This window comes from uncultured Moraxella sp. (genome assembly GCF_945873075.1).
Classification (GTDB): Bacteria; Pseudomonadota; Gammaproteobacteria; order Pseudomonadales; family Moraxellaceae; genus Moraxella.
On sequence record NZ_CAMCBS010000012.1, the window covers coordinates 56,243 to 62,550 of the forward strand.

Sequence of the window (6,308 nt, forward strand, 5' to 3'; positions counted from 1 at the left end):
CATTTTTTGATGTTTGCAACTTTGAGAGCTCCCATGGAAAAACAAGCACTACTTTATACCGGCAAAGCCAAATCTGTCTATGAAACCGCTGATCCTGATTTTTTGGTATTGCATTTTCGCAATGATGCCAGCGCATTCAATGGCGAGAAGATGGCAAGCCTTGACCGTAAAGGTATGGTAAACAATCGCTTCAATGCTTTTATCATGCAAAAGCTTGCTGAGGCTGGCATCGAGACGCATTTTGAAAAGCAATTATCAGATGATGAAGTCTTGGTAAAACGTCTAAAAATGATTCCTGTCGAAGCGGTCGTGCGTAACTATGCCGCTGGTGGCTTGATGAAGCGTCTGGGTCTATCAGAAGGCTTGCCACTATTGCCACCGACTTATGAGCTGTTTTATAAAGATGATGCGCTTGGCGATCCGATGCTGTCAGAATCAACGGCGATTGCGCTTGGCTATGCCACGCCTGATGAATTGCGCCAAATGCAAGAGCTGACCCTAAAGGTCAATGAAGTGCTGTCAAAGCTGTTTGATGATGCAGGCTTGATGTTGGTGGATTTTAAGCTGGAATTTGGTCTATTCCACGGCCGTGTGGTGCTTGGTGATGAGTTCTCACCAGATGGTTGCCGTCTGTGGGACAAAGAAACCAAGAAAAAACTGGACAAAGACCGCTTCCGTCAAGGTCTAGGCGATGTTGTCGAAGGCTACGAAGAAGTAGCTCGCCGTATCGGTGTGCCACTAGAATAAGCCCAATTTTACAATTTGACAGGGTGGATGCAAATTCGCCCTGTTTGTTTATCCGCTCATTATTTTGCAAATCGCTATGTATTTTCAACTGTATAAAATCGTCACCTACATCCCTGAGCCCGCCCTAGAAACCGTCAAAAATGCCATGTTTGAAGCAGGGGCAGGACACTATGGCAACTATTCGCACTGCTGTTGGCAGACGCTTGGCGTGGGGCAGTTTCGCCCGCTTGATGGCTCAAATCCAAGCATTGGCGAAGTGAACCAAACCACCACTGTCTCTGAATGGAAAGTGGAAATGATAGTCCCTGAAAACAAACTGTGCGATGTGGTGCAGGCTTACAAGGATGCGCATCCGTACGAAGTGCCTGCGTATGAAGTGTATCAGACGGTTGATGTTGAGTCAGATTAAGACTTCAAAACCGATATGACAATCAGCCCCCAAGTGGTTTGCTTGGGGGCTGATTGCTTTCATCAGGCGATAGATTATTTTGGCTCAACCAAGATTTTGACTTGGCTTTTTTCTTTAACCAATGCTTCAAAGCCTTCTTCAACGATATTTTCAAGCTTGATGCGTTTGGTCACGAGCTTGTCTTTGCTAAAGTAGCCTTGTTCCATCAGTTTTAATACCGCAGGGAATACATCACGATAGGCGATGATGCCTTTGACGGTCTTTTCTTTGATGACGATTTCGTTTGGATGGATAGATGCTTCACCTTCCCAGATACTGACAATCACGCACTCGCCGTCATTTTTGATGGCTTCAATCGATTGCTTAAGCACTGGAGCGACGCCTGTCACTTCAAACGACACATCCGCACCGCCATTTGTTAGGCGTTTGATTTCGGCGACGGTATCGACTTTGGTTGGGTCGATGACGATAGCGCCAAGTTCGGTTGCTTTGGCTTGGCGTTCTGGTGATAGCTCAACGGCATAAATGTCAGACGCACCAGCAGCTCGCAAGGCTTCGATGACAAGTAGTCCAATCGGGCCACAGCCAAAGACCGCAGCGGTGTCACCAGCTTTTAGCTTACTTTGGCGGACGGCATATAGGGCAACGGCAGCAGGCTCGGTCAGTGCGCCTTGCTCGTAGTCAATGCTGTCAGGTAGCTTGTGTACAAGCTCGGCATCTACCACGCAAAATTCGGCAAAACCGCCATCTGCCATCAGACCGACAAAGCCTAGATTTTCATCTAGGTTATATTTGCCTGTCAGGCCATTTTTGGCAAGGATAGGCTCGACGGTGACACGGTCGCCCACTTGTACACTAGTAACATCGCTACCGATTTCGACGATTTCACCGGCGAACTCATGACCCATGGTGATTGGGGCTTTTTGACCTGAGTATGGATGGTTGTCTTTGGTAGGGATAAAGATTGGGCCGCCTAAGTATTCGTGCAAATCAGAACCGCAGATGCCTGTGTATTTGACGGCGATTTTGACTTGATGGGCTTTTGGGCTTGGGATAGGGGCGGTTTCGACACGGATATCACGCTGACCGTACCAGCGAGCGACTTTCATACTCATAGGAAATGTCCTTTGATGGTTTAAATATACCGACAAAATCATCGGTAGTACTTAGGTTGGGTGCATTAGGATATTTATCAAGGGTGAATTTGGTGCTTGGTTTATGCGTATATGGAATAATTAAAAATATGACTATAATTATCTTATCTTAATAATCAGCATTGAGATGATTGGATGACTAATGTATCAATAAAAAACGGTGGCTGTTACACCACCATCTATATCATTCGCTATCTTTGATAAGCTTAGTCATTTGGCTCACCTTACCAAAGCCCTTTGGCAGAGCTGCGCCACGAGTAGCACGCTTGCCAGTATAATTGGCGATGTCATTGGGCTTTAGCGTCAAGGTACGCTTGCCTGCGGTAATGACTAGGCTGTCATCTGCTGATAGGCTTGCGATGGCGGTGATGGTCTCATCGCCTTTGAGATTGACAAGCTTATTGCCTTTGCCTTTGGCAAGCTGTGGCAACTCATCAAGTGGGAAAATCAGCAGATTGCCATTAGAAACGCTCACCGCCAAAAGCGTATCGCTCGCATCCATCACCGCCACAGGTAGCAGTGTGCCATCGCCTAGGTTGATGCTGGCTTTACCAGCTTTTTGGGCGGTGTCAAGATTAGCGATGCTATTAACAAAGCCATAGCCTGTGCTACTTGCCATGATGATGTTGTGTGGCGTGCTAAATAGTAGCTGTTCGATTTTGCTGCCGCTAGCAAGGTTTAACAGGCTAGTAATCGGGTCGCCTTGACCACGAGCCGATGGCAGATTGACCGTATCCAGTCCATAGCTACGCCCTGTGTTATCAAGCAAAATCAGTCGCTCGGTCGATTTGCCAAGTGCATGGGTCAAATAGCCATCGCCAGCACGATAGTTCATCTCGCTTGGGTCGGTGCTATGTCCTTTGGCAAGACGAATCCAGCCTGCTTGCGAGATGACCACTGTCACAGGTTCGGCGCTGATGAGCTCGGTGGCTTTTAGGCTAGTGGCTTCATCACGCTCAACCACAGGCGATCGGCGCGCATCGCCATGCTCTTTGGCATCGGCGGTCAGCTCATCGATGAGTAGGGCGGTCAAGGCATCGGGATTGGCAAGCTGTTCGGCAATCACCGCACGCTCGGCTTCTAGGCGGTCACGCTCGGCGTTGAGTTCGATTTCTTCGAGTTTGGCAAGCTGACGCAGTTTGATGTCCAAGATGGCATCGGCTTGGATGTCCGACAGCCCATAGCGATTCATCAGCTCAAGCTTGGGATCGTCTTCTTCACGGATGATGCGGATGACTTCATCGATGTTTAAGTAAGCAATCAATAGACCTGCCAAGATATGCAGTCGTTTGTCAATCTTATCCAAGCGGTGATTGAGCCTGCGGATGACCACGCCACGACGCACCGACAGCCATTCAGATAGGATGGTTTTTAGGTTTTTGACTTCAGGCTTGCCATTGACGCCGATCATGTTCATATTGACCCGAAAGCTGGTCTCAAGGTCGGTATTGGCAAACAGATGTCCCATGATTTTATCAATCTCAAGCTTGCCTTTTTTGAGCTCAATCACGATACGGCATGGGTTGGCATTGTCCGATTCGTCATTGGCATCGACGACCCAAGGCAGTTTCTTATCGTTCATCAATTTGGCGATTTGTTCGATGATTTTGTTACCAGAGACTTGATAAGGCAGGGCATCGATGACGACGAGATTTTTTTGTTTTGGGTCGATATGATAAGTGGCACGCATCTTGTAGCTACCACGACCAGTTTCGTACATGGCGACGAGTTCATCTTTTGGGGTGATGATTTCGGCGGTAGTTGGTAAATCAGGCGCAAGGATGGTCTGGGTCAGCTGTTTGACTGATAAATCAGGGTTCTTTAATAGGCGGATACAGGCTTTGACGACTTCGTTCAGATTGTGTGGTGGGATGTCCGTTGCCATACCGACGGCGATGCCTGTTGTGCCATTTAATAAAATATTTGGCAGGCGAGCAGGCAGGGTGACAGGCTCGGTCAATGAACCATCAAAGTTATCTTGCCAGTCCACCGTGCCTTGCTCAAGCTCGGTCAGTAGCGTGTTGGCATACTGACTCATCTTGGCTTCGGTGTAACGCATGGCGGCAAAGGATTTTGGGTCATCGGGGCTACCCCAGTTGCCTTGACCGGTGATGAGTGGATAGCGATAGCTGAACGGCTGTGCCATCAGCACCATTGCTTCATAGCACGCACTGTCGCCATGCGGATGGTATTTGCCCAGCACATCACCGACGGTACGAGCACTTTTTTTGGGCTTGGCGGTGTGGCGTAGCCCAAGCTCGCTCATGGCATAGACGATGCGTCGCTGTACAGGCTTGAGCCCGTCGGCGATGTGCGGCAGAGCACGGTCCATGATGACATACATGGCGTAGTTGAGATAGGCATATTCGGTAAAGTCGCTTACCGAGCGGGTATCGATGTGCGTGGTCATAATAGGGTATCAATCAGAAATAATCGACTATGATAGCAAGTTTTATCAGCGTTAGGCAATGCCAAACCGACCGATTTATAAGCAAATACAACAAAAGCAATGACCGTCAAGCCATTGCTTTTGTTGGGTAAATAAAATATTACAGGGCTTGCAATGAGCTTTCCATACGCTTGGCAAGCTGTACATCACGGCTTTGGACGGCGGATTGTTCTGCATCGCCGATACGCACGCTCACGACATTGTAGTCATGTTGCCACACTGGATAATGCTCAAGGCTTTGGGCAAAAAATGACACACGCACCATAAAGCTCATTGCCGTAGCAAAATCTTCAAAAGTATAAGTCTTAATCAGGCTGTTGCCATCACGAGACCACCCCGGTAGTCCGTCAAGCTGTAGGGCGACTTGGTCAGAAGTTAGACTGCTCATAGTATTTCCTAAAAAAAACAAATCAGAATGTGGCTTATTTTAGCACAGATTGATATTGGGTGTGCTTATTTATGTAATGCGCGACAAAAGAACAGCTTGGCACGACTTTCTTATCATGCTCGATGGCATAATCTAGGGCAAATTTGGTCAATGCTGAGCCGATGCCACGACCGCCAAGTGCGCTTGGGACGATGGTATGGTCATAAATCAGCGTGTCATCGCTAGCCACTTGATAGCTCAGATAAGCGGTAATGCCATCGATGGTGGTCTCAAAGCGTTGTGCGGTGGTGTTGTGGGTGATGGTCATAAGCATTCCTTATTTTGTGCTCTAAGTGCCTCATCTTGTGCGATGAGTGGCTGCTCTTGTATCCAGTGATCCTTATTATACTCATAATCAGGGTATAATTCATCTAGTGTTGTTTGTCGTGTGATGAGCTGTTTGGCGATGTCAACCAGTCGATTGGCGTCATCTTCGCTCAGCACTTCGATAGGCACGCACAGATACACACTACGACACCAATTTAATTGCTTAATTTGCATAAATGGCTTGGCAGTGATATCGCTTGTGGTTAATAGGGTGTCTAAGGCGGCTCGTTTTTGCTCTGCACGGGCCAAGAACCCTGGATGAAACTCACCCATGGTATAAGACACCACTTTTTTGCGGTTGCCATTTTTGCCAAGCTTTTTGTAATTGATGGTTTGGATGGGCAAAATATCCTTGATGGGGATATCAAGCGGTGGCATTTGTTGATCAATGAATTCTTTGCACAAATCATGGTAGTGCAGGCGTGGATGGATCCATGACAGGGATATGATTTGTGATCCTAGCTTAAAAGACACATCAGTCCACCACGATAGCAGTCTTGGCGTGTCATAGTCGTGGGCAATATAGTTGCCTTGGGCGTTTAGCCTGCGTTGATGACCCCAGGTCTTGGCGTAATGTTTGGCTTGACGGATGCGGTGTTCGATGGCTTTATTTTTCATGATGAGTTGCCGATATCCTGCGCCGATATTATGGTCTGTGTTGTTTATGATAATACAGTTTTTAACTTATGTAAATGGGCAGCGTGGATTACGCATCATCAAAATGCTTAATCCCCTCAATAATCTGACAATGGTCAATATCCTTGGCATGACAATCTATCATCGACTCAAGCAAGG

The 6,308-nt window shown here is 47.6% G+C and carries 7 protein-coding genes; 2 read left to right on the forward strand and 5 right to left on the reverse strand.

Annotated elements, in window-relative coordinates; translation table 11 throughout:
* Window positions 1–33: 33 nt before the first annotated feature.
* Window positions 34–747 (forward strand): phosphoribosylaminoimidazolesuccinocarboxamide synthase, encoded by a 714-nt coding sequence (gene purC, locus Q0N89_RS05690; RefSeq protein ID WP_078254535.1) that lies wholly within the window; start codon window positions 34–36, stop codon window positions 745–747.
* A gap of 88 nt (window positions 748–835) precedes the next feature.
* Window positions 836–1,156, forward strand: coding sequence for an NGG1p interacting factor NIF3 (locus Q0N89_RS05695; protein ID WP_294034307.1), 321 nt, complete (start codon window positions 836–838; stop codon window positions 1,154–1,156).
* A gap of 74 nt (window positions 1,157–1,230) precedes the next feature.
* Here the strand turns inward: Q0N89_RS05695 and Q0N89_RS05700 are convergent, their stop codons facing one another.
* The 5 genes from Q0N89_RS05700 to Q0N89_RS05720 all read right to left on the reverse strand — a co-directional run bounded on the left by Q0N89_RS05700 (window position 1,231) and on the right by Q0N89_RS05720 (window position 6,131).
* Window positions 1,231–2,271: a 2,3-butanediol dehydrogenase gene (locus Q0N89_RS05700; RefSeq protein ID WP_294034289.1), complete on the reverse strand. Its 1,041-nt coding sequence runs from the start codon at window positions 2,269–2,271 to the stop codon at window positions 1,231–1,233.
* 223 nt (window positions 2,272–2,494) lie between these two features.
* Window positions 2,495–4,720, reverse strand: a complete 2,226-nt coding sequence (gene parC / locus Q0N89_RS05705; RefSeq protein WP_294034291.1) for a DNA topoisomerase IV subunit A — start codon at window positions 4,718–4,720, stop codon at window positions 2,495–2,497.
* A 139-nt stretch (window positions 4,721–4,859) separates the two neighbouring features.
* Window positions 4,860–5,147 (reverse strand): 4a-hydroxytetrahydrobiopterin dehydratase, encoded by a 288-nt coding sequence (locus tag Q0N89_RS05710; RefSeq protein WP_078254533.1) that lies wholly within the window; start codon window positions 5,145–5,147, stop codon window positions 4,860–4,862.
* 34 nt (window positions 5,148–5,181) lie between these two features.
* Complete coding sequence (locus Q0N89_RS05715) at window positions 5,182–5,454, reverse strand: GNAT family N-acetyltransferase (protein ID WP_294034301.1); 273 nt, start codon at window positions 5,452–5,454, stop codon at window positions 5,182–5,184.
* Complete coding sequence (locus tag Q0N89_RS05720) at window positions 5,451–6,131, reverse strand: hypothetical protein (RefSeq protein ID WP_294034303.1); 681 nt, start codon at window positions 6,129–6,131, stop codon at window positions 5,451–5,453. Before Q0N89_RS05720 ends, Q0N89_RS05715 begins: the two co-directional genes overlap by 4 nt.
* Between the last annotated feature and the right edge of the window lie 177 nt (window positions 6,132–6,308).

What these genes read in the sequence shown, in the direction of transcription:
- purC (WP_078254535.1), top strand. Translation starts at nt 34, where the DNA reads ATGGAAAAACAAGCACTACTTTATACCGGCAAAGCCAAATCTGTCTAT.
- Q0N89_RS05700 (WP_294034289.1), bottom strand. Translation starts at nt 2,271, where the DNA reads ATGAGTATGAAAGTCGCTCGCTGGTACGGTCAGCGTGATATCCGTGTC.
- parC (WP_294034291.1), bottom strand. Translation starts at nt 4,720, where the DNA reads ATGACCACGCACATCGATACCCGCTCGGTAAGCGACTTTACCGAATAT.
- Q0N89_RS05710 (WP_078254533.1), bottom strand. Translation starts at nt 5,147, where the DNA reads ATGAGCAGTCTAACTTCTGACCAAGTCGCCCTACAGCTTGACGGACTA.
- Q0N89_RS05715 (WP_294034301.1), bottom strand. Translation starts at nt 5,454, where the DNA reads ATGACCATCACCCACAACACCACCGCACAACGCTTTGAGACCACCATC.
- Q0N89_RS05720 (WP_294034303.1), bottom strand. Translation starts at nt 6,131, where the DNA reads ATGAAAAATAAAGCCATCGAACACCGCATCCGTCAAGCCAAACATTAC.